The organism is Aerococcus sp. L_32 (assembly GCF_050689315.1).
On the sequence record NZ_JBOEQF010001224.1, the window covers coordinates 1 to 546 of the forward strand.

Annotated in this window: 1 pseudogene; it reads left to right on the forward strand. The window is 39.0% G+C overall.

The window, feature by feature from the left end:
• Positions 1 to 144: 144 nt before the first annotated feature.
• Positions 145 to 546 (forward strand): annotated as a pseudogene (locus ACRCJ0_RS19050) (type I pantothenate kinase); the annotation flags it as partial.

The following is a 546-nucleotide window of genomic DNA, read 5'->3' on the forward strand; positions in this document are numbered from 1 at the left end:
GCATTCTGACTTATCGACATTATCTAAAGACTCGAAATCGGATGGTACTTTCAACACGCAGCATGTCATCGATAGTGAAGATAACGCCCACTGTTTAGCAGAAATCACATGGCAGGTAAAATAACCGGCTAGTTTGGAGTAAGTATGCAAGTAAATAGAGACTATTATATTATTGAACGAATGGAATGGAATCAATACTTAAAAGACTTAAAGGAAGAATTTGAGATCAAGCTGACCAATGAACAATTGGACCGGCTAACATCTTTAAATGATTCTCTATCTTTGAAAGATGCAAACGAAGTATACAAACCTTTAACCCAGTTGATTGCCATTTACCGTGAAAACTATAAGAACCTTGAAAGAAAGCGGGCCAATTTCTTCGGCATCACTGGAGAAATACCGCCCTTTATTATTGGCATTGCCGGTGGGGTAGCAGTTGGTAAAAGTACAACAGCTCGATTGCTGAAACTCTTTTTAGCGCAAGCCTATCCTGATTTAAACGTCGAATTAGTGACTACAGACGGGTTCTTATACCCAAATGCAGTA